This is a genomic window from Rhizobium sp. RHZ01, assembly GCF_014851595.1.
Classification (GTDB): Bacteria; Pseudomonadota; Alphaproteobacteria; order Rhizobiales; family Rhizobiaceae; genus Rhizobium; species Rhizobium altiplani.
Genome location: NZ_JACUZZ010000008.1, coordinates 158,214 through 180,041, shown reverse-complemented (window position 1 = coordinate 180,041; position 21,828 = coordinate 158,214). Strand labels below are relative to the sequence as shown.

At 60.6% G+C, this 21,828-nt stretch carries 24 protein-coding genes and 1 pseudogene; 13 read left to right on the top strand and 12 right to left on the bottom strand.

Annotated elements, in window-relative coordinates:
- The first annotated feature begins 122 nt into the window (after positions 1-122).
- The 5 genes and pseudogenes from IB248_RS11460 to IB248_RS11440 all read left to right on the top strand — a co-directional run bounded on the left by IB248_RS11460 (position 123) and on the right by IB248_RS11440 (position 3,931).
- Positions 123-1,328, top strand: coding sequence for a DUF930 domain-containing protein (locus IB248_RS11460; RefSeq protein WP_018116302.1), 1,206 nt, complete (start codon positions 123-125; stop codon positions 1,326-1,328).
- 80 nt (positions 1,329-1,408) lie between these two features.
- The gene (locus IB248_RS11455) at positions 1,409-1,570 is read left to right on the top strand and encodes a hypothetical protein (RefSeq protein WP_018116301.1); all 162 of its coding nucleotides are present in this window, start codon (positions 1,409-1,411) and stop codon (positions 1,568-1,570) included.
- Between the two features lie 112 nt (positions 1,571-1,682).
- Entirely contained in the window at positions 1,683-2,483 is an 801-nt protein-coding gene (locus IB248_RS11450) for an AraC family transcriptional regulator (protein ID WP_018116300.1), read from the top strand.
- Positions 2,484-2,552: 69 nt separating this feature from the next.
- Complete coding sequence (locus IB248_RS11445; protein ID WP_192240800.1) at positions 2,553-3,440, top strand: DMT family transporter; 888 nt, start codon at positions 2,553-2,555, stop codon at positions 3,438-3,440.
- A gap of 111 nt (positions 3,441-3,551) precedes the next feature.
- A pseudogene (locus IB248_RS11440) lies at positions 3,552-3,931 on the top strand (DUF427 domain-containing protein).
- Positions 3,932-4,117: 186 nt separating this feature from the next.
- Here IB248_RS11440 and IB248_RS11435 read toward each other — a convergent pair.
- Positions 4,118-5,143, bottom strand: coding sequence for a porin (locus tag IB248_RS11435; protein ID WP_025659304.1), 1,026 nt, complete (start codon positions 5,141-5,143; stop codon positions 4,118-4,120).
- Between the two features lie 488 nt (positions 5,144-5,631).
- Here IB248_RS11435 and IB248_RS11430 point away from each other — a divergent pair, with 488 nt between their 5' ends.
- From IB248_RS11430 to IB248_RS11410, 5 genes are all read left to right on the top strand, one after another.
- On the top strand, positions 5,632-6,627 hold the full coding sequence (locus IB248_RS11430; protein ID WP_018857168.1) for a LysR substrate-binding domain-containing protein: 996 nt from the start codon (positions 5,632-5,634) through the stop codon (positions 6,625-6,627).
- A 199-nt stretch (positions 6,628-6,826) separates the two neighbouring features.
- A complete protein-coding gene (locus IB248_RS11425; RefSeq protein ID WP_018857167.1) occupies positions 6,827-7,180 on the top strand; it encodes a DUF1428 family protein in 354 nt (117 codons plus the stop codon).
- Positions 7,181-7,261: 81 nt separating this feature from the next.
- The gene (locus IB248_RS11420; RefSeq protein ID WP_018116230.1) at positions 7,262-7,684 is read left to right on the top strand and encodes a secondary thiamine-phosphate synthase enzyme YjbQ; all 423 of its coding nucleotides are present in this window, start codon (positions 7,262-7,264) and stop codon (positions 7,682-7,684) included.
- A 102-nt stretch (positions 7,685-7,786) separates the two neighbouring features.
- Positions 7,787-8,086: a hypothetical protein gene (locus IB248_RS11415; protein ID WP_018857165.1), complete on the top strand. Its 300-nt coding sequence runs from the start codon at positions 7,787-7,789 to the stop codon at positions 8,084-8,086.
- Between the two features lie 168 nt (positions 8,087-8,254).
- Complete coding sequence (locus IB248_RS11410; protein WP_018116228.1) at positions 8,255-8,605, top strand: hypothetical protein; 351 nt, start codon at positions 8,255-8,257, stop codon at positions 8,603-8,605.
- Positions 8,606-8,685: 80 nt separating this feature from the next.
- Here the strand turns inward: IB248_RS11410 and IB248_RS11405 are convergent, their stop codons facing one another.
- From IB248_RS11405 to IB248_RS11395, 3 genes are all read right to left on the bottom strand, one after another.
- Positions 8,686-9,672, bottom strand: coding sequence for a DMT family transporter (locus tag IB248_RS11405; protein WP_112666962.1), 987 nt, complete (start codon positions 9,670-9,672; stop codon positions 8,686-8,688).
- 117 nt (positions 9,673-9,789) lie between these two features.
- On the bottom strand, positions 9,790-10,275 hold the full coding sequence (locus IB248_RS11400) for an NUDIX domain-containing protein (protein WP_018857163.1): 486 nt from the start codon (positions 10,273-10,275) through the stop codon (positions 9,790-9,792).
- A 60-nt stretch (positions 10,276-10,335) separates the two neighbouring features.
- Complete coding sequence (locus IB248_RS11395) at positions 10,336-10,596, bottom strand: hypothetical protein (RefSeq protein ID WP_018116204.1); 261 nt, start codon at positions 10,594-10,596, stop codon at positions 10,336-10,338.
- 378 nt (positions 10,597-10,974) lie between these two features.
- Between IB248_RS11395 and IB248_RS11390 the strand changes: the two genes are divergently transcribed.
- Positions 10,975-11,463 carry a GAF domain-containing protein gene (locus tag IB248_RS11390; RefSeq protein WP_169681517.1) on the top strand — a complete coding sequence of 163 codons (489 nt, stop codon included), beginning with the start codon at positions 10,975-10,977 and terminating at the stop codon, positions 11,461-11,463.
- Positions 11,464-11,475: 12 nt separating this feature from the next.
- On the opposite strand, the gene IB248_RS11385 is transcribed toward IB248_RS11390, so the two are convergent.
- From IB248_RS11385 to IB248_RS11350, 8 genes are all read right to left on the bottom strand, one after another.
- A complete protein-coding gene (locus IB248_RS11385) occupies positions 11,476-11,826 on the bottom strand; it encodes a ribbon-helix-helix domain-containing protein (protein WP_169681515.1) in 351 nt (116 codons plus the stop codon).
- 21 nt (positions 11,827-11,847) lie between these two features.
- Complete coding sequence (locus IB248_RS11380) at positions 11,848-12,444, bottom strand: DJ-1/PfpI family protein (RefSeq protein WP_018857159.1); 597 nt, start codon at positions 12,442-12,444, stop codon at positions 11,848-11,850.
- Positions 12,445-12,616: 172 nt separating this feature from the next.
- Positions 12,617-12,727 carry a cytochrome bd-I oxidase subunit CydX gene (cydX, locus tag IB248_RS11375; RefSeq protein WP_018857158.1) on the bottom strand — a complete coding sequence of 37 codons (111 nt, stop codon included), beginning with the start codon at positions 12,725-12,727 and terminating at the stop codon, positions 12,617-12,619.
- Positions 12,728-12,739: 12 nt separating this feature from the next.
- Complete coding sequence (cydB, locus tag IB248_RS11370) at positions 12,740-13,894, bottom strand: cytochrome d ubiquinol oxidase subunit II (RefSeq protein WP_169681513.1); 1,155 nt, start codon at positions 13,892-13,894, stop codon at positions 12,740-12,742.
- A 5-nt stretch (positions 13,895-13,899) separates the two neighbouring features.
- On the bottom strand, positions 13,900-15,480 hold the full coding sequence (locus tag IB248_RS11365) for a cytochrome ubiquinol oxidase subunit I (protein WP_169681511.1): 1,581 nt from the start codon (positions 15,478-15,480) through the stop codon (positions 13,900-13,902).
- Between the two features lie 76 nt (positions 15,481-15,556).
- Entirely contained in the window at positions 15,557-17,248 is a 1,692-nt protein-coding gene (gene cydC / locus IB248_RS11360) for a thiol reductant ABC exporter subunit CydC (protein WP_169681509.1), read from the bottom strand.
- Positions 17,245-18,939, bottom strand: a complete 1,695-nt coding sequence (cydD, locus tag IB248_RS11355; protein ID WP_169681507.1) for a thiol reductant ABC exporter subunit CydD — start codon at positions 18,937-18,939, stop codon at positions 17,245-17,247. The genes cydC and cydD overlap by 4 nt, the downstream gene beginning before the upstream one ends.
- Before the next feature lie 4 nt (positions 18,940-18,943).
- Positions 18,944-19,522: a GbsR/MarR family transcriptional regulator gene (locus IB248_RS11350; RefSeq protein WP_018857153.1), complete on the bottom strand. Its 579-nt coding sequence runs from the start codon at positions 19,520-19,522 to the stop codon at positions 18,944-18,946.
- 317 nt (positions 19,523-19,839) lie between these two features.
- On the opposite strand from IB248_RS11350, the gene IB248_RS11345 reads away from it, so the two are divergent.
- Both IB248_RS11345 and IB248_RS11340 read left to right on the top strand, forming a co-directional pair.
- A complete protein-coding gene (locus tag IB248_RS11345; RefSeq protein ID WP_112645367.1) occupies positions 19,840-20,487 on the top strand; it encodes a Crp/Fnr family transcriptional regulator in 648 nt (215 codons plus the stop codon).
- 91 nt (positions 20,488-20,578) lie between these two features.
- The gene (locus IB248_RS11340; protein ID WP_169681505.1) at positions 20,579-21,739 is read left to right on the top strand and encodes an aminotransferase; all 1,161 of its coding nucleotides are present in this window, start codon (positions 20,579-20,581) and stop codon (positions 21,737-21,739) included.
- Positions 21,740-21,828 lie beyond the last annotated feature (89 nt).

Below are 21,828 nucleotides of genomic sequence, written 5' to 3'. Positions count from 1 at the left end.
GGAGGACGTGCCGCGCGAAAACGGTTGCGGTTGCGTGACACGAGGCTTTTTTGTTTTACGGCTTGATGATGCCTTCTTAAAAGGCCACATCGGTAGCGTGGCGCAGGGCATCGTTCGTAGGCATGCAACAGACTTCGGGAAAGAAATGGGGAGCATTCGGCTGGGGCATCTTTGCCTCCGTTCTGCTGCACCTTGCCGTCGTCGGCTTCTTTCTCGTGAAGCTGCCCGTACCTGCGCCTCAGCCGGAGGAGGAAACCGTCAGCGTCGACCTCGTGCCACCGCCAGAAGAAAAGAAACCAGAGGAAAAGAAACCCGAGGAGAAGCCGCCGGAATTGAAGATGCCGGAAGAGCCCAAGCCAGAGGAGCCGAAACCCGAGGAGAAGAAGGCGGAGGAAAAGCCGGCCGAGAAGCCGCCGGAACCGCCGAAGCAAGAGAAGGCCGAGCAGCCGCCGCCTCCGCCACCACCGCCTCCGCCGCCGGAGCAGGCAAAGGCGCCGGAAGAGAAACCGCCGGAAAAGCCACCGGAAGCAGCAGCTGCAGAGGATGCCAAGTCCAAGGAGCAGTCTGGCAAGGGGCAGCCGCTGCCGGTGCTGCGCCCGGTGACGGAATTTGGCGACAAGGATACCGGCCCGGAGAAATCGACCGAGGGGGATGCTTCCGTCGCGGGTGTAAAGTCTGATACGCCGAAGCCTTCACCTGAACCTAAGCCTGAAACCCAGGAAGATCAGGTGAAACCGGAGCAAACAACAGAGGCAGCCAAGACACCTGAAAGCAAGGAACCGCCGGCCAATCCGGTCCCTGATGATGTCGACCTGCCGCGGGTCGACCTGGCGGAAAGCCATGCCGAGAAGAACGGTCCAGCCGCCGGCGCCGAAAGCGAGGCCAAGACCAGCTTTGAGCAGGGCAAACCGCCCAATGCAACGAAGCCCGATGCGACGGCAACCGCACAGGCGGACAAGCCCGTCGAGCTGACGGAGGCGAAGACATTGTTCTCGCAGAATATGACGAATGATCCAGTGGCGAGAACCGCAATGGGCGATCTGCCGCGGAGTGTTCGTGTCGACCAACTCTGCGGCACGGAGCTTCGGCAGCAGCTGATGCATGGTTCCCCGTCATATCGGCCGGAACTCCTGCCATCCTACCGCTTGTCAAAGGGCACCGTTCTCCAGGTCCGGAAAGGCGCATTTCGGGCTGCGGGCCGCTGGTATGATGTCAGTTTCCGTTGCGAGGTGGACGATGGGGCCACGAAAATCCAATCGTTCAGCTTTGCCGTCGGCAATCCGGTTCCAAGGAGCGAATGGGCGAGCCGCCGTTTCCCGATGGACTAGCGTTCACCAGTTCGGCGCAAGACAGTCCCTTTAACCCTTTCCCATCGCCACATGTCGGTGGCGCGTGAAAGGACAATGAGATGTCGAACGAAATCGAGCGCTTCTTCGAACTGCAGGATGAAGCGACCAAGGCTGCCTTTTTCGAGAATCGCGGAGACGAGCTCACCGATATCCTGGTTGCCGCGCTCGATGATGTCTGGGCGATTCTGGCAGACAAGGATCTGGGCGAAACGCTCCATTGAGCACTTTGGCCAGCATGATCGCTTGAGGCGATGGGCAGCGAGGGGTGTCGCTTGCCGTTGTTTTCGGTGGCTTCGGCTGGCACTATGCGGCTTCATCTCTGAAAGCCCACTCATGGCCCGCAGTCAATTTCGCATGTTCAGGTCGGCGGTTGCCGGCATTGAGGCCGTGGCTGCCAGTAGCGGCCGGAGCTTCGCGCGCCATACTCATGAGCAGTTCGGCATCGGGCTGGTTTCGTCAGGTGCGCAGAAATCGCTGAGCGGGCGTGGGATGGTCGAGGCTGGTGCCGGCGACATCATCACGGTCAATCCGAACGAAGTGCATGATGGCACGCCGATCGGTGAGGGCAGGTCGTGGCGAATCCTCTACTTCGACCCTGCGGTGATCACTGCCAACCTCTCCGAAGTTACAGGGGGACGACGATCGGCGGTCGAGATTGCGCATCCGGTGCTGCATGACAAGGCGATCGCGGCGCACTTCGAGGCAGTTTTTGCGCTCTTGACCAACGAGGGAGGGCGGCAACTGCAGCTGGAGCAAGCCCTGCTTGAACTCGTCGCCCGCGTCTTTGCGGAGGCCGTCCCGAACGATCGGCCGGGTGCACCCCAGGCCATTCGGACCGCGCAGGAAATGATCGACTGCGATCCTACAGCGGCAATCTCTCTGTCCGACCTGGCCCGTGCGAGCCGGCTCAGCCGGTTTCAGGTATTGCGGGGTTTCGCGAAAGCAACCGGCATGACGCCACATGCCTATCTGGTCCAGCGCCGCATCCATCTTGCGCGGCGTCTGATCGCGGGCGGCGCACCCTTGGCGGAGGCCGCCATTGCCAGCGGCTTCGTCGACCAAAGCCACATGACGCGCGTGTTTGTGCGGAAGTATGGGGTCTCTCCGCGCGCCTATGCCAATGCGGTCGCCTAACTGCGCTGCAATTTCATACAAGATCGCTAGATAATTATGGTCTTTCTTCTGCGCAAACAGGAGAAGGCGATGCAGCGACATTTGCAAGGTTACCTCTATCTGACTCTGGCGATGATCACGGTTGGCAGCACCGTTATCGCAAGCCGGGTCATTGCGTCAGGCATGCCGCCGTTCACGGCGACAGCTCTGCGCTTCGCCGCTGCCTTCCCGTTCTTCCTACTTTTGATGGGTATGACCGGGACCCGCCTGCCAAGCTTGCCGCTTCGCGACTGGATCATCGTCTTCGTTCAGGCCGGTGCGGGCAGTGTTGGCTACACGACCTTGCTGATCTCAGGCCTGAAGCTGACCACCGCGGCCGACGCGGGCGTCATCATCGGGACGTTGCCGGTTGTCGCCGGGGCGCTTTCCGTCGTTGTTCTGCGCGAAAAGCCTCGTTCGTCGATGGTGCTGGCAATCGTGCTGGCGACAACCGGCGTTTTGTTCATCGCGCTTTCACCCGATGCCGGAAGTGGATCCCTGCCTGGCAACGCACTGGTTTTCGGAGCCGTGATCTGCGAAAGCCTGTTCATACTCCTGAACAAGAACCTCAGCACACCGATCTCGGCGCTGACGCAGTCTGCATTGATGACGGGGATTGGCTTCGGCGTCGCCATGGTGGCGGCCGTCTTGGCAGAAGGTGTGCCACGGGAATTCTCGGCAGGTGCGATGTCGGCAGCGATCTACTACGCGCTGGTGCCGACCGTTGTCGGTTTCATCCTTTGGTATGCCGGGGCGGAGCGTGTGAGCGGCGTCGAGGCGTCGCTTTTCACCGCAGTCGCACCGGTTTCCGCGTTATTGATGGCCTTCGTGATACTCGGTGAGCCGCTGCATTCCAACCAAGTTGCCGGCGTCGGCTGCGTGCTGGCGGCTGTCCTAGGACTCGGCTTGTTTCAGCGACGGGCGATGGCGGCAAAGTAGCGTTGTTTGCCGGTGCCGTTCACGGGCGGCGGAAGCGAGGACCCGCCACGGCCGCTCCTGCAATTTGATGGCGCGGCTCCTATATCTGAGTTCTGGCCGAAGGAGCTGCCGATGTCTGCACAATCGATGAAGATACCCGGTCCCGATCACCCGATTACCGTCACGCCCAATCCTGCGCGCGTCGTCATAAAGCTGCGCGGGCAGGCTATTGCCGATAGTCGCAATGCGTTGTCGCTGAAGGAAGCGTCCTATCCTGCCGTTCAGTACATACCGCGCGCTGATGTCGATATGGCGCTTCTCACCCGGAGTGATCACCATACCTACTGCCCGTATAAGGGCGAGGCGTCGTATTTCAAATTGTTTTGGGCGGTGCGGAGGTCGTGAATGCGATCTGGACCTATGAAAGTCCGTATGCCGCTGTCAGCGAGATCAAGGAGCACCTCGCTTTCTATCCCGATCGGGTCGACTCGGTTGAGGAGTTTCCGGGCTAGTGCAGCTCATGGGCGAAACGCCGAATAAGGTAGTGTTCGCCGCGGAGCCGCGGATTCTTGGGAGGAAACAAGGACGGTCCGGCAGGGAAACCGGACCAGTCCCCGTAACTGATCGGAGGTCAATCGGATCAGAAAACGCAGTACCAGGCGGCGCCCTAGGTTGATCCAGGGCGCCGGGGAGTTTGATTAGAACGCGCGCTGCAGGCGGAAGAAGCCCTTCGTTACTTCGTCAGCGTCGTCCGGATCGGTGTAGTCGACGGTTGCCTTGGCATAGAGATTGTCGACGATCTGGTAGTCGACCGTGATGCCGACCTTCCAGGCATCGCCGAGGCCGTCGAACGAGTTGCCGTGGAAGGTGTCGAGATCGGGAACGTAGTTGCCGAAGTACTGGGCCATCGGGGTGATGGTCCACTTGTCGGTCGCCTTGATCGCGTATTCTGCCGCAACAGTCCATTCCGACTGAGAGTAGTAGGAGTTCGGACCAGATGCATAGACACCTGCCAGGCCGAGGGTGCCAGGGCCGATATCAGCGAAGATCATGCCTCGAACAGCGCCTTCTTCGTTGTCGGTGTCGTAGCCGCCGATGAGCTGGTAGCTGACTACGCCAGCCTTGCCGCCAACGCCGAGGGCGACGCCAACGTTGTTCGGGTTTTCACCGTCCTTGAAGTAGCCGTCTTCCAGTTCGTCTACGCTGATGCCGGCGTAGAAATCGCCGTTTTCATACTGATAGCGAATGGAGTTGTGCAGGGTTTCAAAGCTGGAGAGAACGTCCGGCTCGCCGGAAAGGTCGTCATCCCACCAGCTGTAGAACAGACCAGCGCGGAAGCCGGCGATGTCGATATATGCCGAGTCCAGGGTCGAGTTGGTCGAAGCGTTGTCGCCGTTGTTACGGAGAACGATAACGCCGGTGAGCGGACCATACTCGGTGTCGCTCTTGGCGGTGAACTGAACCTGAGCGCGCGTACGGGCGTTCCAGTCCGAGGTGCCCTTCTGATCCGGGCCGCCATAGACTTCAAAACGCAGGTAACCGCTGACCTTGAGGCAGGTTTCGGTGCCCGGGATGTAGAAGTAGCCCGTGCCGTACGCGTCGCAGACGCGGACGTATTCAACTGGCTCGGGTTCAGCTGCGACGATTGCGTCAGCAGCAAAGACCGGCGTGGACGCAGCAGCAAATGCTGCGGCGGAGGTCAGCAAAGCCATCCGTATGTTCATTTGAAAATCCATTTCCTTTTCGAGTGAACTGCCACCGTGGGAGACGGGGCGGTTCCGATAGTCTGCCTTTCGGCTGGCGGATCAGCGAACCGCCGAAGCCTTAATTTCATCCTTGATTAAATCTATCAATTCTCCCGGTATGAAAATCCCTCGTTGAGACAGCCGTTTGGCTCTTTGTGTGGTTTTTATGTAACAATATCAATCACTTAGGCGCAAAGACACCTTGCGCCGCAACTCTGCGGGGCATCGCGGTGGCCGGTGCTGTTTTCGGAGGCTCGTGGGAGCGCGTCTGGCGCCATCATTGCAATGGCGCCAAAGGAAATCTCCCCGCAGATAGTCCCGCCGCCGGTCGAACTGAAGGGCGCTGATTGGAACGCAGTGTTCCAAATTTGGAACGAAATCTTGTTCGTGGCGGTTGGCATCATCTGCCGGGACAGGTAAGCGATAACGGGCCGCCGGCCTGTCGTGCTTACTGAAAGGGGTGCCCCATGCTCAATGCAGAGGGTGTTTTCCAGGATCTGAACGATTTCGTCTATTTTGCCGCAGTTGTTCGTCACAACGGCTTTTCCGCCGCCGGGCGGGTGCTGAACATGCCGAAATCAAAGCTCAGCCGGCACATCACTGCGCTGGAGACGCGGCTTGGTGTCAGGCTGCTCGAGCGAACGGTCAACCGGTTCCGGGTGACGGAAATCGGACGCGCCTTCTACAATCACTGCGAAAACATGCTGCGCGAAGCCGATCGCGCCGCCAAGGCGATCAACGATGCAACCGGCGAGCCACAGGGGCAAATCCGCATAAGCGTGCCGCACGGATTGCTGGACGGCTCTCTTGGCACCATGATCCCGGAGTTTCTCAATAGATACCCCAAGGTGCAGCTGCAGATACTCACCACGGATCGGCGAGTCGACATCATCGATGAGCGCCTTGATCTTGCAGTTCGGGCGCAATTGACCGAGGAGACCGATTCTGAACTGACGATGCGAGTGCTCAGCAAGGTGGATTTGATCCTTGTGGCCAACCAGAAGGTTGCGAGCTCGCTGCCGTCGATCGAAGGCGTCGAATGTCTTGCCGATGCACCAACGGTATCGTTTGCCGGGCCGATGACGGAGTGGCAGGATTTGGATGTCTGGGAATTCACCGGACCGGATGGCACTCGATACCGGCACCAGCACAAGCCACGCATGAGTTGCCGCAGCGTGTCGGCGATTCTAGAGGCTATCTATGCCGGGGTCGGGGTAGGGCTTTTGCCCGACCACATCTGCGCCGAGGGGATACGCGACGGCCGGTTGGTCCGCCTTCTGCCGGATTACCGGATGTCGCAGGCCACGATCTATCTCGTCTTTACGGCCTCTCGAGGACTGCCGACTGCGGTTCGGGCGCTCGTCGACTTTCTCGTGGAACAGTTCCGAACGCTGCGCGTCACCACGCAGTGCCAGGAGGCCGACATGCAGGCGCAGCGGCTTATCGAGTTGTCCGGCGCTTAGCCCGCGCCCGAGCGCAGCGACGCCGATCTTCGCCATTCGCCGCGCCCTAGAGAAGCTGTCGACAGTCGGCTCGAAATTATTCCCGGCGGCAATTCTCTTGCCTATCGCCGATCCTGCCTAATCTTAAGTTGAAGAGGGATGTCGGTCCAAGCCGCCTCCGTTCGTCCTTGGACGCGCAACAACGCTAAGGGAGAAAAACATGTCCTATGTCGATGGGTTCGTCGTGGCTGTGCCGCAGAAGAACATCGAGGCGTACAAGGCCTTTTCCGCCACCACCGGCGCAGTCTGGAAGTCCTATGGGGCCAAGGAATATGTCGAATGCATCGCCGATGATGTGCCATATGGGGAACTGACCTCGTTTCCCCGTGCGGTCCAGGCGGCAGATGATGAAGTCGTGATCTTTTCCTGGATCGTCTATAGCTCACGCCAGGACCGGGACGACATCATGAAGAAGGTGATGGCAGACCCGCGCCTTCAAGGCGACGCGTGGAAGTCCATCTTCGATGGCAAACGGATGATTTTCGGTGGATTCGTTCCCTTCCTGCAGCTTTGAGAGTTCGGAGGAAATGCGGTACTGACATAAGGTCAGCCGAACGTCTCGTCTCGCAAGAGATATGCAAGTGGAACATCGTTCATGCCCCAGAAGATCATCAGCATTTCCACCAGGGGGCAAGGATTTTACGAGTTTACAGCAGAAGCAGCATCTTTCGTTCGCGCCACTGGCGCGGCCGAAGGGCTGCTGACGGTTTTCGTGCGCCACACCTCATGCTCGCTGCTCATCCAGGAAAACGCCGACCCGGATGTTCGCACCGACCTCGACGGATTCTTCCGTCGATTGGTGCCACCCAGTTCCGATCCTTCGATGCGTTGGATTGTCCATACGACGGAGGGTCCCGACGATATGCCCGCGCATATCAAAGCCGCGTTGACGCAGGTTTCCATCGGCGTTCCGGTTATCGGCGGTCGGCTCGCACTCGGCACATGGCAAGGAATCTACCTGTTCGAACACCGCGACAGGCCGCATCGGCGCGAGATCGTGCTGCATCTCGGCGGCTGAACCTGAACTGAACGGCCAGTTCGAAGATCATTCATTTTCATAGGGTTATGGTCTGCACAATCCCGTACGGGAGATGTAAGCAACCATTTAGAGAGTCGTATCATGACCCATTTCATCACCAAGGCTTCCTTTGCCGCTCTTATCGCATTGGCCTCGATTCCGTTCGCTACGCCGAATGCCTCGGCTTCGGAATGGGGACGTCCACCAGTCCATGTTCAGCACCGTCCAATGCATGCCTGCTCGCCCGTGCAGGCGGTTCAGAAGGCACGTTGGTCGGGTCTGCGCTCAGCGCGCGTCACCAACGTTACGCCGCGCCGTGTCGTCGTTTCGGGCCGCGACCATCGCGGCTGGGACCAGATGGTCTTCGCCAACGTTCGCGGTTGCCCCGTGATCCGCCGCTAAATGACTTCGTCCACAATGGCGCCCTCGGCTTGCCTTGCCCGCGCCATTTTCGGCCTGCTCTGTGCGAATCGCATATGAATGCGCAAATCCGGAAGGGTTGGACCTGACCTTGCCGGCAAGAGTGTAGCGAATGGGGAAGGCCTTTGCCGTACCCGAGGGAGAATTTCGATGATGCAATTTCTGGCCAAGGCCGGCCTTGCGACGTTGCTCGTTGTCGGCACGGTTGCCGGGGTGACTGCGCCGGCTTCCGCCCAGGTAGACGTCTATATTGGTAGTGGCCGCCCGCCACCGCCTCCGGGTTACTACCGCCCGCCACCGCCCGACTATAACCGCCCGCCGCCGCGTGGCCGCGGCTGTGACCCGCGGCTGGCAGAAGACATCGCACGTGACTACGGCTTCCGTCGTGCACGTGTGGTCGACGTCACGCCTCGCCGTGTGATCGTCGAGGGCTGGACGCGCCGCGGCGCGGACGAAATCAGCTTCGCCAACGCCCGCGGCTGCCCGGTCCTGCGCCGCTGACGGCGACGATCGCCAGACCCTGAGAAAATAGAAAACCGCCTTCGCAAACGTCTTTCGACTTCGGCAAGGGCGGTTTCTTTTTAGGCTTGAGGAATCGCGTGCGAAGCCGTTTGAGCCGGTTGCTCAATGTCGCCGGTCTCGTCGGTTGAGGTCGCAAGCGACGCCTGATTGTCAGCGGAAACGACCGCCCGCGGCAGCGGCGTGCCGCGTTTCTTTTCACGAGCCAGCGTCAGCAAGCCCGAGCAGATGATGAGAACGATGCCGGCAGCCATAGCAAGGTCGATGGCGTCGTCGAAGATCAAATATCCGAACGCGATGGCCCAAAGCATCTGGCTATACTGCGGAGGGGCAACGAGATTGGCCGGCGCTAGCCGGGCCGCGGTCATCAGCATGACGTTGCCCGCCCCACCGAGCAGGCCGTAGCTTGCAATGAACAGCCATTGGCGCGGAGTTGGAACGACCATCTCCGAGAGCATCAATATGCCGCTGACGGCAAGTGTGCCAAGCAGCGCTGCACCGTACAGCGACAGGCGCTTTTCGGCGGGCCCCATCTTTCGCATGATGACGATCGAGATTGCCGCAACCAGGCCGCCGATTGCCGCCGCAAGGTGACCAGCGGACAACTCGCGAAAACCCGGACGCAGCACGATCAGAACGCCGATGAAACCGACGACCACGGCCGCCCAGCGCTGCCAGCGCACATCTTCGCCGAGAAAGATGACTGACAGAATAGTTACGAAGGACGGCAGAAGAAACAGCAGACAGAAAGCCTCGGCCATCGGGAGCTTTGTGAATGTAATGATCGAAGCTATTGCTCCTATCGCGCCGCAAAAGAATCTCATCAGCCACAGAGTACGGTTCGTGCTCCGGACGATATCGAGCCAGGAATCGTCCCTGCCTTTGATGAAGGGGAGCGCGGCGCAACCGAACAGCGCGCCGATGAAGGCGATCTGATAGGCGGGTACGCCGCCATGCAGGATCTTGATCGATGCGTCACTGAACGCGAACACGGCATAGGCGCCAAACGCGATGAGAACACCGCGCGTTGCTGAAGAGAGGGCTGTCATGAATCAGATTCGTCCGGGAGGAGAGTCTTCCAACTTTTACGGACAGCTGGCGGCAAAGCGATTGCCGATTGCGAATAGCTGCCATGCGCAATCGCAAGCCCAGGCTCTCACCGGCCTTCAGGTCGCATATACCTCCAGCGGGCTCTGCAACCGCCGTCGAAGGAAATCCGCGAGCAGCGGTTGCTGCCCTTTCAGGATCTTTTGCTCCGCATCCGGTAGTGTGAACCATTCGGCTCGGTCGACTTCGGGAAATTCCGCCATCACGCCGGAGCGCGGCGGCCACTCCATCTGAAAGTGATTGCTGGCAATGGCTTTGAGATCGGTGTCGGCCTCGATGGCCCAGGCGACGACAATCTTGCCACCGGGTTGTTTGTATTCCCCGAGATGGTGAAAACTGCCTTCGACGTCTACGCCCAACTCCTCGCGGGTTTCACGTCTTGCGGCATCAAGCTCATCTTCGTCCTCTTCCACGAGGCCCTTGGGGATCGACCACGCGCCGATGTCCTTCTTAGCCCAGTAGGGGCCTCCGGGATGAACCAGGAGGACCTCGTAGCTACCATCGCGGAGGCGGTAGATCAGCAGGCCTGCACTCCGCTTGGCCATCTCGACTGCATCCTTTTGCTCTGGGAGGAACGCTGGGCGTGAAGGCCCAGCGTCCTGCTTTTAATTTGGGGTCTGGCGAAGGGCCACGCCATAGTCGCGGTAAACGCTCAGGCAATCGGTATAGCTAAGCGAGCCGTTCTCGCCGTAAATGACATGGGCGCTGGACGCGCTGGTTGCCGCTTCCTCCGATACGAAAAGGATCGCCTCGCCAAGTGATTTTCCCGTGATCGGGAGTTCGGTGCCATCTTCCTGCATGATACCTTCAATGATTGCCGCTATCTGGCGGTGGCTAAAGACCGCCCGTCTGTCTTCCGGTGTCATCGTTCTTACCTCTGCTTGAAATCAATGGATCTATCTGCCCAGCCGAAGCGGTTTCATGACTTCGTGCGCAGCTCTGGTCGACATAGCTGCTCCGCTCGTCGGAATGCCCTAACAATGAGGGGCGGCAGGCGCGTTACCTGACCATCGCCCGATATCGCCGTGTGCGCAAACCGCAGCTGCCGGCCGACTTGGGTCACGACCGCAATAGGTCGTGATAGGGAACTAGATAGAGTCGGATCATCGACCGACAAGGTGGCTGGCGATAACTATCACCATCTAGTGACACAGTGCTCCGTCCCGGCCATCACGATTGCGTTTGGCAATCGGCATGCGTGTCACTATATCGACGCTCACCACAAAAACAGAAGCGACACGGACATGTTTCAACCTGCGACCATTAATTCCGCCAGCAAGGCCGATTTTTACGGGGAGCTCAGCCAGCAACTGAAGGGCTTGCTGCACGGAGAAAGCGATACGATCGCCAACGCCGCGAACACCTCGGCTCTCATGTTCGAAATGATGCCGGATCTGAATTGGGCTGGCTTTTACTTCCTGAAGTCGGACAGCGAGCTGGTCCTCGGGCCGTTCCAGGGTAAGGCGGCATGTGTCCGCATTGCCGTTGGCCGGGGAGTTTGCGGGTCGGCTGTGGAGAAGGGGACTTCGATCCTCGTGGAGGACGTGCATGCATTTCCCGGGCATATCGCCTGCGATGCTGCGTCCCGTTCGGAACTCGTCGTGCCGCTCCATCACAACGGCAAGATCCTCGGTGTCATCGACCTCGACAGCCCGACTGCGTCCCGCTTCGACGCTGAAGATCAGGCCGGTGTCGAGGCTATAGCGCGGATTTTCGTCGAGGCGAGCTACTGAACCCTTTCGGGCTCAGTGATATTTCTCCCGCTCGCGAACGAGGATTGCCGGAGCATTCAGCCCGGCAATCGATTGGTTGACATCCGCCGGGATATCTCCTGTCAGCTGGAGATCGAGGTAACGCGCGCAGCACACCCTCAGGAAAGACGTGAAGTTCCCGAGATCGTGGCCGGCATCGATGGATTCGTGATGCAACCTGGTAATCAGCTGCGTAACGTTCATGCGGTCTCGCCTGGCGATCTCTTCCAGTTTCGACCAGAAGAAGTTTTCCAGTCGAACGCTTGTCACCATGCCATCAATCCGCAACGATCGAGTCGTGCTCTCCCAGAGCTTCGCGTCCGCCTTGATGAACAGCTCGCACATCTCGTCTCTCCCTCCGTCTCCTCAGGCGGCGTCCGTTTGTAGCAGCGCCGATGCGTCCAGCACAGCCATGAATTGCCGTAACCAGGAGGGATGTGCCGGCCATGCCGGTGCGGTGACGAGGTTGCTGTCCGAGACCGCGTCGCTGATGGCGATATCCGCGTAAATGCCGCCGGCGAGTTCGACTTCCGGGCGGCAAGCGGGATAGGCCGAGCAGGTGCGGCCCTTGAGGACACCGGCTGCGGCAAGGAGCTGAGCGCCGTGGCAGATCGCCGCTACAGGCTTGCCGGCCTCGAAGAAGTGCCGGACGGCTTTGATGACATCAGGGTTGAGGCGCAGATACTCGGGCGCGCGACCGCCAGGGATCACGAGCGCGTCGTAATCTTCAGCGCGAATACTGGAGAAGGTTGCGTTGAGCGCGAAGTTGTGACCGCGCTTCTCGGAATAGGTCTGATCGCCTTCGAAATCATGGATAGCGGTCGCGACTGTCTCGCCGGCATTCTTGCCGGGGCACGTAGCGTGAACCGTATAGCCGCAGGCGAGCAGCGTCTGGAATGGGACCATCGTTTCATAGTCCTCGGTGAAGTCGCCGGTAATCATCAGAATCTTCGAAGCTGGCATCTGTTTCCTCCCAAAACCAACGGGAGGAGCTTAGCAAGGCAGGCGAGCGAACGGGTACTAAGAGAATACTACAGCCGAGATTCCGATGAGGCCGCGCGCGCAAAAAGCAAAGGGGAAGCACCGGTCGAGCGCGTCCCCGTCTGTTCTATTGCCAGGCAGACAAAAAAAGTCGCTATTGCTTCTTCTTTTTTGCCTCGTCGTCCATCAGTTCATACCACATGGCGTTGAGGACGGCGAAGGCGGCGGCCAGAGGCAAGCCGAGGATCCATGCGAAGTACCACATCGTCTTTCTCCTTTAATAAGCGTGGCCGCTCTTGTCGTTGACCGTCCCTTCATCGACCTTGCCCCAGAGAACTTTGTAGACCCAGGAAGTGTAGGCGATGATTATCGGTAGAAAAATCAGCGACACGACAAGCATGACGAATAGCGTCGTGTGGCTCGACGAGGCATCCCACACCGTCAGGCTCGAGTTTGGCTCGAGCGAGGAGGGCAGGATGAACGGGAACATCGAGAGACCGACGGTCGAGATGATTCCGAAGATCGAGAGCTTGCTGAAAAGCAGCGTTGCGACTTCCCACTTCGCCCGCATGGCGACAAAGGCTGCCGCGGCTCCAAGGAAGCCCAGGACCGGCGCAATCATCATCCACGGATAGGTGCCGTAGTTGGCCAGCCACGAGCCGTCATGCGCTGCCGTCTTGAGGAGCGGATTCGACGGACCGGCCGGATCGATCTCGCTGGTGATGTTGTAGCCGTTTACACCAAGCGCCAAAAAGATTCCGCCGAGCGCGAAGAGGGCGATCACGCCAAGCGCGGCCAGGCTGCCGTAGCTTCTTGCACGCTCCGCGACCGGATCGCTGGCTTTCAGGACCAGCCAGGCTGCACCGTGCATGACGAGCATGGCGACCGAAAGCAGGCCGCAAAGCAGCGCGTATGGGTTCAGCAACCCGAAGAACGACCCCTCGTAGAAGATGCGCATGTCAGCCGGATCGAAGCGGAAGGGTACGCCCTGCAGCACGTTGCCGACGGCTACCCCGAAGATCAGCGACGGAACGAAACCGCCGATGAACAGCGCCCAGTCCCAGTTGTTGCGCCAGCGGGCGCTCTCGCGCTTCGAGCGATATTTGAAGCCGACCGGCCTCAGGATGAGCGCGAGGAGGATCGCGAACATCGCGAGGTAAAAGCCGGAGAACGAGACCGCGTAAAGCGGCGGCCAGGCAGCGAAGATCGCGCCGCCGCCGAGGATCAGCCAGACCTGGTTTCCTTCCCAGACAGGGCCGATCGTGTTGATGGCGATACGGCGCTCCGTATCCGTCTTTGCGACGAAGGGCAGCAACGTGCCGACGCCAAGGTCGAAGCCATCCGTGGCGGCAAAGCCGATCAGGATCACGCCGAGAAGCAGCCACCAGATCAAGCGCAGGATTTCGTAGTCTATGAGTTCGTGCAGGATCATGATCGTTACTCCGCGGCTGGAACGAGGGTTTCGGAGATCAGCTCGGCTTCCGGCTCATTGTCCGGCTCAGGTCCCTTTTGGATGGCTCTGATCATCAGCGTCATCTCGACGACGATCAGCACTGTATAGAGCGCGGCAAAGCCGCAGATCGTCAGCAGAACCGTGCTTGCGCCAAGGCTCGACACGGCCATTGCGGTCGGCAGCACACCTTCAATGACCCATGGCTGGCGGCCGATCTCGGCGACGACCCAGCCTGCTTCAATGGCAAGCCAGGGAAGCGGGATGGCGAAGACAGCGATCATCAGCAGCAGTGGATACTTATCCAGGTGGCGCCGTGCCGACAGCCAGAAGAAGGTCGCCGTCAGGACGATGAAGAACATGCCGAGCCCGACCATGACGCGGAACGACCAGAAGAGCGTCGGCACATGCGGAACGGTGTCGCGCGCGGCCTGGGTGATCTGGGCATCAGTCGCCTGGCGCGGATCGTCGACATAGCGCTTCAGAAGAAGGGCATAGCCAAGCTCATGCCCCAGTTCCTCGAAGGAGGTGCGGAGTTGAGGTGCAACCGCGTCCGGCGTTGCGGCGGCACGGATCTGCATCAGCGCGTCGTAAGCCTTGATGCCGTCGCGGATACGCCCTTCAGACTCCCGTTCCAGCTGGTCGATACCGGGTATTTCCGTCGTCAGCGAGCGTGTGCCGATCAGACCCATGACCCAGGGAATGTGAACGGCGAAATGTGTCTCGCGCGCGTCCTGATCGGGGAAGCCGAAGGCGGTGAAGGCGGCAGGCGCCGGTTCCGTCTTCCACATTGCCTCGATGGCGGCGAGCTTCATCTTCTGGTTTTCGGTTGCGAGGTAACCGCTTTCATCGCCGAGGACGACGACCGACAGTGCCGAGGCAAGGCCGAAGGAGGCGGCAACCGTCATAGAGCGCTTCGCCATTTCGAGGTGGCGGCCCTTGAGGAGGTACCAGGCCGAAACACCGAGAACGAAGATCGACGCGCAGACATAGCCGGCCGAGACGGTATGGACAAACTTCGCCTGGGCGACGGGGTTGAAGACCACGTCGAAGAAGCTGGTGATTTCCATGCGCATTGTCTGCGGATTGAGCGCCGAGCCGACCGGGTTCTGCATCCAGCCGTTGGCGACGAGAATCCATAGCGCCGAGAAATTGGAACCGAGTGCCACACACCATGTCGCCATTAGGTGACCGACCCTCGACAGCTTGTCCCATCCGAAGAAAAACAGGCCAACGAAGGTTGCCTCAAGGAAGAAGGCCATCAGCCCCTCGATTGCGAGCGGGGCACCAAAGATATCGCCGACATAGTAGCTGTAATAGCTCCAGTTCATCCCAAACTGGAATTCCATGACGATGCCGGTGGCGACACCGATCGCGAAGTTGATGCCGAAGAGTATGCCCCAGAACTTCGTCATCTGTCGCCAGATGTGGCGGCCCGTCATGACGTAGACGGTCTCCATGATGGCGAGCAGCACGGAGAGTCCGAGCGTCAAGGGTACGAATAAAAAGTGGTAAAGCGCGGTCAGCGCGAATTGGAAGCGCGATAGCGCGACGACGTCTAGTTCCATTGTTTTTCTCCCACGGCCCCATGGGGTATGAAGAGTTTCCGCCAAACCGGATTGCCTGGCGGCCATGTCGTGTGACTCAGTCCGGTCTCAGCCGGTTCAAAGCCTTTTCGAACGCCGTCTCTCCACGGCGTGAAACTTCTGTGATGCGACCATCCTCCATGACCGCGATGGCATCGGCTATCGCGGCTTCGCGACGGATATGTGTGGCGATGACGAGCGAGCGTCCGTTCGCCTTCTCCACCAGACGGCGGATGACGTCGCGCGCGGTGGCGCCATCGAGACCTTCCGTCGGCTCATCCAGCAGCCAGAGCGGCGTGTCGCGCAGGAAGAGGCGGGCGAGGGCAAGGCGGCGCGACTGACCACCCGAGAGCCCCATGCCGCCTTCGCCAAGCGGCGTGTCGAGGCCGCGCGGCAAAGCTGCGACATCCTGCAAGAGGCCCGCCGCGGCGAGCGCCTCGCGCAGGGCGGTGTCTGGTGCATCGGGGCTTGCAAGCAGGAGATTGCCGCGAAGGCTATCTTGGAAAAGCTCCGTTCGCTGCGTCAGCAGGGTGGCGTCGAGGCACTCGACGCTTCCTTGGCTGGCGCGCATTTCGGCTGCGAGGAGGGAAAGAAGTGTTGATTTTCCGGCGCCGCTGGTGCCAACTAGGGCGAGCTTCTCCCCCAATTGCAGATCGAGATCGATATTGTGAAGCACGGGTGTTTCCGTGTCGTGTCCCGCGCTGACGCGGCTCAGGCGAAGCGCAAAGCCGGGAAGTGGCGCGGCGCTGTGGTGTAGTTCTTCAGCATCTGCCGACAGGCGGGGCGCGATGCGGCGGGCAGCAATAAGCGTACGGCCAAGTTCCATCGCCCCACGGCGCAAGGCACCAAAGGGCTCGACAGCGGCGAAGGCGATCAGGATTCCAAGCACGGCGACTGGTGGGCTGACTGCGCCCCCATGGGCCAATGCCGCGACTGCCAGCAGCGCACCGGTCAGCAACGCAGTGGCGGTGAAACCAAGGCCGATTGTGATGCCGGCTTCGATGCGGTTTAGGCGGTCGTCGGTGGCCGCGGCGTAGTGGTCGGCATCGGCAATCGCCGTACGCTGCGCGTCGAGGCGTCCGGCCATCAGCAAGTCGGTCTGCCCGGCAACGAGATCGATGGTGCGGGCGCGAATGGCTTCGATGCCGTGGGTGCGTCGACGGGCGTGCTTCGTTGCCCGGCGTCCAGCAAACAGCGGAATGCCGAGACCTGCGACGAGCAAGACACTGCCGGCAGCCAGTCCAAAAAGCCGATCCATGAGACCAAGCGCGACGCTTGTTGCAAACGCTGCGACAATAGCGACGCCCGCGGGTACCAGCACGCGTAGGTAAAGGGAATCGAGTGCATCAATGTCGCCCGTCAGGCGGAAGAGCAGGCGGGCCGGTCGGCGTGCGAGCTCGCGTGCGGCACCGGGCGCGGCCCATCCACGGAACAGCCGTTCGCGCAGAGCTGCGAGGACGCTCAGCGTTGCGTCATGAGTGGCCAGCCGTTCGCCGTAGCGTGAGGCGGTTCGGCCGAGTGCAAGCAGGCGAATGCCGGCCGACGGCATGAAGATGTCGAAGGTGGCAATCGTTGCGGCCGAAAGTCCGGCGATGCCGGTTGCGGTGATGAACCAGCCGGAGAGGCCGAGCAGGGCAATCCCCGCGGAAACGGTGGTCGCGGAAAGTGCGGCCCCAAGAAGCAGACCGCGGCGGCGTGCGGTCAGGAAAAGCCTAACGATCGGCTTGAGGCTGGAAAGCGATGTGCTCACTCGGCGGCCTCCCGTGCAATTTCGCGATCAAGGACGACCGTCCGGCCCATGCGTGCGGCAAGCTGTGGGTCATGGGTTGCGACGACAAGGGTGCGGCCCTTGGCCAGAGCGAGCAGGCTCTCGGTGATGTCGCGTGCGGTTTCGGCGTCGAGATGGGCGGTCGGCTCGTCCGCAAGTACGATGCAGCCCTCCGCATTACAGGCGGCGCGGGCGATGGCGATGCGCAGGGCTTCGCCGCCGGACACTCCCGTGCCTCCATCGCCAAGCGGACGGCGAGCGTGGCTGCGGGCGAAGCGGCCGAGCTTTGCGAGATCAAGGGCTCTTGCCACGGCCTGCATGGAGACGCCGGGCCGGCCGAGCGAAATGTTACCGGCGACCGTGCCGGCAAAAATATGCGGCTTCTGGCCGACCCAGGAGATCTTGGCCTGAAGGGCGGGGCTGGCTGGTTGTCCGTCGAGGGTGACGCCGCCGGTCTCACAGGCGGCGTGGCCGGCGATCAGTGCGAGCAGGGTCGATTTGCCGGAGCCGCTGGCGCCGAGCAAAGCAACATGCTCGCCGGGGCGAATGCTCAAATTGAAGGTATCGATGGCGGCGTTGCTGCCCTCGCTGTAGCGGAAGCCGATATTCTCCAGGCGGATGGCACCAGCTGCAGTTTGGGGTGCGGATGTATCGCTTACGATGGGCAGTTGGAGTCCATCCGCGCTCAGCGCTTCGATCGCCTTGATCGCCGCTTCGCCGGCGGCACGGTCATGCCAGACAGCCGAGAGCTCGCGCAGCGGCTCGAAGAAGGCGGGTGCAAGCAGCAACACGAAGAGACCGCTCGTCAGGTCGAAACCACTGGCCCAGGCACCGAAACGGATCTCGCCGAGCAGGGAGAAGCCGACATAGACGGCGACCAGCGCGACGCCCAGCGCAGCGAAAAGCTCGAGAACCGCCGACGACAGGAAGGCGATTTTCAGAACGGCCATGGTGCGGGCCTTCAGCGAGTCTGCATCGGCTCTGAGCCTCGTCGCGGTGGCATCGACGGCACGAAGCGAACGGATCGTGGCCATGCCACGCAGGCGATCGAGGAGGAAACCGTTAAGGCCGCCAGTCGCCGCCAACTGCTTCTCACTCACCGCCTGCGCACGCCAGCCGATCAATGCCATGAAGATCGGGATCAGCGGCATGGCAAAAAGGAGAATGAGAGCTGCAATCCAGGAAATGGGGAACACGCAGGCAAGGATGACGAGCGGCACTGCACTCGCCTTGAAGCGGGCGGGTTGGAAGCGCGAGAGATAGGGAACGATCATATCGGCTTGCTCGCCGATGATGCTTGCGGCTTCGCCGGAGCTAGGTCTTTTGCTGTCGATCGGCGAGCGTCGGGCGAGGGCTGCGACGGCCAGTTCACGCCGCATCGACAATTCGGCGCGCGCTGCGCGAAATGCCATACGGCCACCGGTGGCCTCGAGGCAGCTTTTTACTATCCCGAGCAGTGCAATATAGATGGCGAGCCACAAGACGTCGTTGAAGCCGCCACCGTTCGCGATGCGGCCGACTGCCGTTGCGAGAAGCGCTGCCTGCGGGATCCAGATGAGCGATGCCAGGGTCTGGACAGCCGCTGCCTTGCGTAGCCCACCATGTCTGGGCACAGGTTTCGACGGCTTGCCGAAAGCCTGCTTTCCGTTTGCGTCTAAGCAAGCACTTGCCATAGCGCTAACTCTTGTTCGCAGGATTGGGCCGGCGGCCGCGGCCGAGCGAAACGACTCGGTCCTTGGCCTCTAGCAGCTTCGTCACTTTCGCACCTAAGGAGAGTAACGTTGCAAGCCGCTCTGTTTCAAGTTGTTTTACGTCTTCGTACCAATGCGTTAGCTGCTCGATCAGGGCGTGCATCTCGCTCATGCGCTCTTGGGCATGGCGCTCGGCATCGCTTGCCGGGCGCTGCATCAGGATTTCCCGCAGCACCGAGAGCGTCGGATCGACCTCGCGTTTCTTGCGCTCTTCCGCCAGCGTTCGCAGGATCTGCCAAACGTCGTCCGGGGTGGTGAAGAAGTCGCGCCGGTCATCCGGTTTGTGTTTCAGCAGGACGAGGTTCCAAGTCTGCAGTTCGCGCAGGCTCATCGAGACGTTCGAGCGCGAAATGCTGAGGGCATCGGCAATTTCCTCGGCACAGAGCGGTGAAGGCGACACGTAGAGCAGGGCGTAGATCTGGCCGACCGTGCGGTTGATGCCCCAGCGCGAGCCCATTTCACCGAAATGCAGAACAAAGGATTGAACCAGTGGTGGGAGATTCATATCGGTCTCCGTAATGTCTGTAATTTCAGAAATTTCTGAAATCACTATAATCCGGTCGGCTGTCTGGGCAATCGGCAAGTGAGGCCTGCGGCAATTTGGTGCCTCGATAGGGGTCAGGAAGCAGAAGCCGGCCGATCGCTGGGGAACGGCGTAGCGCGCCGCTGCATCGTGACACTTTGACCACGATCACGAAATTGCTGTTCTCTCGCCATGGCCGTGGTCTATGCTTTTGCGCGGAGCTGATTTTGATGCGCAAAGACATACATAATTCAAACATACCAGTGCGTTGCATGAGCTGTGAGATCCGCCACAAGGGCGTGTGCGGTGCGCTCAGCGCTGAGGAGCTGCTGATGCTTTCCGCGCATACACGCCTGGTCAATTATCAATCCGGCGACGAGCTCGCTGGCGAGAAGATGCCGGCCGAATCCTATGCCACCGTGATCCGCGGCGTCGTGAAGCTTACTAAGAGGCTGGAAGACGGACGACAGCAGATCGTCGGCCTGCAGTTCGCTCCTGACCTTCTCGGCAGGCTCAATGCGAATGAGAATGCCGTGTCGGTGGAGGCTGCCTCCGACGTCAACCTCTGTCGCATTCCGAAGGCCGCGCTGGAGCGCATGGTCAAGAGTAATCCCGCACTGGCCGAGCGGCTGATGGCGCAGGCGCTGCGTGAGCTGGACGAAGCGCGGGACTGGATGGTAACGCTCGGACGCAAGACGGCCGCCGAGAAGGTTGCTAGTTTCCTGTTGCTGATCGCCACCCATCTCGATCCCGAAACTGTCGGCGAAAAGCGCCGGTTCGAGCTGCCTTTGTCGCGGGCCGACATTGCCGACTTCCTGGGGCTGACCGTCGAAACGGTTTCCCGCCAGCTGTCGAAGCTGAGAACCGACGGCGTGATCTCGATCGTCGCCAACAGGCATATCGAGGTGCCGAAGCTGTCAAAGCTCAAGGCCTGTTGCGGCTCCTGACGATCCCTGTGCGGCATTCTTGAATGCAGGTTGCCGAGCAAGCCCATTCCGTGCAGGAGTGATGGTTCACCTCGTTCGAGAAGAGATCTGCATGTCTGCCTTGGCCAATCCGCTTGTTTCCCGCCTGTCTCCGCCACCCATTCCCTCGGTTCTCGCCTGGGCTCGCGAATACAAGGGCGGCAAAGGTCCACTGGTCGATCTCTCGCAGGCGGTGCCCGGTTATCCAGCCCATCCCGAAATGTTGCGGCTGCTCGGCGAAGCGGCATCTTCGCCGAAGACGACGGGCTATGGGCCGATCGAGGGCGAGGGCGTGCTGAGAGACGCCTATGCCCGGCATATGTCTGACGTCTATGGGGCGTCCGTTGCTGCCGCCAATATCCATATCACTGCGGGCTGCAACCAGGCCTTCATGTCGGTGGCCATCGCGCTCGTCGGTTCCGGCGATACCGTGGCGCTGACCAACCCGTTCTATTTCAATCAGGAGACGACGCTGTCGATGCTCGGCATCAAGCGCGTTCTCGTCGACTGCAATACGGAAAATGGCTTCCTGCCTGAGGTGCAGCCGGCCGAAAAGGCGCTCGCGGCCGGCGCCAAGGTCTTGGCGGTGGTCACGCCGAACAATCCGACGGGCGCTGTCTATCCGCCTGAATTGCTGCTGGAACTGTTTAACCTCTGCCGCAAGCATGGGGCGTGGCTGATCGTCGACGAAACCTATCGCGACTTCCTTCCCGAAGGCTATGGCGCCCCGCATCCGTTGCTTGGCATCCCCGGCTGGGAAGACACGCTGATCCTGCTCTACAGCTTCTCGAAGTCCTTCTGCATTCCCGGCCATCGTCTCGGAGCGATCACCGCCGGCGTTAACGTCGTTGCCGAGATTACCAAGGTCATGGACAACATGCAGATCTGCGCGCCGCGCGCTGCGCAGGTTGCCGTTGCCGAGGCAATGCCGATCCTTGCGGACTGGCGGGCGGGAAATCGCCTGGAGATTGCGCGCCGCGCGGATGCGTTGCGGGCCGTCATGTCCGGATTGCCTGGCTGGGAGATCGGTGCGCTTGGCGCCTATTTCGCGTTCATCCGCCACCCGTTCGCGGAGCTCAGCTCAGCCGCTGTCGCAGGGCGTCTGGCGAAGGAGGCCGGTGTTGTTTGCCTACCTGGGAGCTATTTCGGGGAGGGGCAGGAGCACTATCTCCGCCTGGCTTTCGCCAATGCCGATGCGGCTTCGATCAGTTTGCTCGCGGATCGTCTTCGGTAGTTTTGAAATGATGAAGGCCCGCGCTAGCGGGCCTGCATTGTTCAACTCCTGTGGCGTATCGAAGCGGATGTCCCATCCGTCGTCACCCC